The organism is Mycobacterium sp. (assembly GCF_049683935.1).
Classification (GTDB): domain Bacteria; phylum Actinomycetota; class Actinomycetes; order Mycobacteriales; family Mycobacteriaceae; genus Mycobacterium.
Genome location: NZ_JBAUJR010000085.1, coordinates 1 through 2,363, shown reverse-complemented (window position 1 = coordinate 2,363; position 2,363 = coordinate 1). Strand labels below are relative to the sequence as shown.

The 2,363-nt window shown below is 65.1% G+C and carries 3 protein-coding genes; all 3 read left to right on the top strand.

The features are described from left to right. The first annotated feature begins 232 nt into the window (after positions 1-232). Positions 233-631 carry a hypothetical protein gene (locus WA965_RS04800; RefSeq protein WP_526295851.1) on the top strand — a complete coding sequence of 133 codons (399 nt, stop codon included), beginning with the start codon at positions 233-235 and terminating at the stop codon, positions 629-631. 135 nt (positions 632-766) lie between these two features. Further along, on the top strand, positions 767-907 hold the full coding sequence (locus WA965_RS04795) for a hypothetical protein (RefSeq protein WP_526295853.1): 141 nt from the start codon (positions 767-769) through the stop codon (positions 905-907). Then, positions 886-2,363: hypothetical protein (locus WA965_RS04790; protein WP_526447159.1), on the top strand; the 1,478-nt coding region annotated here is incomplete at its 3' end. The genes WA965_RS04795 and WA965_RS04790, both read left to right, overlap by 22 nt.

Here is a 2,363-nt window from a genome sequence, read left to right as displayed (position 1 = left end):
GAGTCCCTTTCCTCAGCCGGGGCACTGCGCCGACTGAACCCGACAACGGAGGCCCGACAGTGAATCCCAGACAACAAATCGAAGCCGCCATCCGCGATGTCTTCGCCGTCCACAAGCTCATCGGTGGCACCTGCGACCCGCACGGCAACCAATGCGGTTGGCGAGGATCCACTGAGCAACACGAGGGCCACCTAGCAGCGATGATTACCGACCGACTCGGACCGTTCCTGCGATGAAGCCGCCCACTCCAGGCAGGCGCAACACCACACGCCGCGGCCTCGGCTACGCGCACCGCGAGCAGGTCGCACGCCTGCACACCGCACACGTCGACGGGACGCCGTGCTGGTGGTGCGGCCTACCGATGTTCAGAGACCGAACGAAGAACCCGGACTACGACCCGGACGCGATCCGGTCAGACGGGAAGCCGGACACGCGATCGGGTGTGCTGGCGGGCGACCACTCCAACCCGCGGTCCGCGGGCGGCACCCGAGCGGACCGGCTGCTGCACGGCCTCTGCAACACACAGCGCGGCGACGGATCCCGCGACGACAACCGGCCCGCACTCCGCTCGACAGCAGCGCCACAGTCCGCGCTCGGCGACCTCGTCATGGGCTGGCCGGTCATGCCATGACCCCCCTCGCTTTTATCGACCCCCGGCAGGGTAGCGACCCCTCCGCGGTGGTCACGCGTTTTTATTTTTGCGCCGCCACGAAATCGACCCCGGTCACCGGGATAGCCGCCGGACAACCGCCTAGGAGATACCGAAATGCCAAGTGAAGCAGACGATATCGACGATATGGCGCTCATTGATCGCATCGCGGAAGCGGCTGCGCTGGGTGAAGAGGTTTACGTGTTCGCGCCGCACTTGGCGAAGGAGGGCGACTGGTGTCGGATTTCGATTTCCTGACGACGTTCCACCTGGACGGCCAGGCCCGGGGGATCATCGGCGACACCTTCGATCCGGGCATGAATCCGGATTCGTTCAAGCCGTGGTGTGACGTCATCATCACCGCGCGCCTGATCGGTGCGAACCGTCAGGAGATCCGGATCACGCAGCAGGATCCGAAGCTGCTGGTGGTGTTCATCCCAGTCAAAGCGCGGCTGGAAACGGGTGTGTTGCGGATGGTTCGCGCGGCCGCACCGAGCCTCGAAACCCCTGATGCTGGCGAGTTCGAGGAACAGGAAGAGGCTGTCGGTGTCCCGCTGATTGCCGAAACCCCGGCGCTCGAGCTGCCGGACGGTGTGCACCTGGCCTATGACGTCAAGTTCGGGCCGTTCAAAGTCGAAGGCGGCCAGTACACCCTGGAGTCGTTCACGTTCCCTGCGCCGACCACGGCGACACGCGTCGACGTCGCCACTGTCGAACGGATCAACTCCCCGCCAACGAAGAACAACGACATCCTGATCCGGCTCATCCCTGACGACTGGGACATCGACGAAGACGGCAACATGGTGTTGCTTGCCAACGGTGTTCACATCGGCGGCGGGTCGCGTCCACTGCCTAGCACCACCTGGGGGAACGTGGCTCTGAAGCCCATCATCGATGTGGCCCCCGGCACCGGAACAACCTCGACCGACACCGCCGCCATCCAGGCCGCCCTGAACGAGGTCGATAACGGCGGCACGGTGCGCCTCCATCGCGGTAGCTCCTACGCGGTTTCCGCGTTGACGTTGTCCGGCAAGGATGTGATCTTCGACGGCAACAACGCCACGGTGGTCGCGTCGGCGAACTCCGTCGCGTTCACCTACACGGGTGGTTGGGAGTGGAATCGCACCGTCTCCGCTGTGTCGGAGGCGACGTGGGGGGACCAGCAGGTGACCCGGTTGACTGCCTCGGCCGTGACTGACCTGGCTGCCGGTGATGTAGTGAAGGTGTTCGCGACCGACGAGATTCCGGGCGCGAAAGCGGGATCGGGCAGTACCGCCCGCAGGGTCGGCGAGTTCGCAGTGGTCGCGTCGGTTGACACCGGAAACAGCTACATCTATCTGACAGGCAGGGTTCGGGAGGCTTACGCCACCGGTATTCGGGTGGCGAAGCTGAGACGCCGCCAGATCGCTATCAGGAACCTCGATCTCGATATCACGGACGCCGGGTTCGCGGCCGGGTGGTGGCCGGCGCTGATGGAGATCCGCGCCGCCCGTGGCCCCTCGCTCGACAACGTGCGCATCAAGCGCGGCTACGGCGCTGGCATCGTCTTTCGAAGCTGCTTCGGGTACAGCGCCAACAAGGTGACGGTCGAGAACCTGCCGAACGACCCCGGCGCGGTCCGGTACGGGTACGGAATCGCCGACACTTCATCGGAATACGGTGTGGTGACCGGGATGGCCGCTGCGTCCTGCCGCCACGCCTACACCTCCGTGAC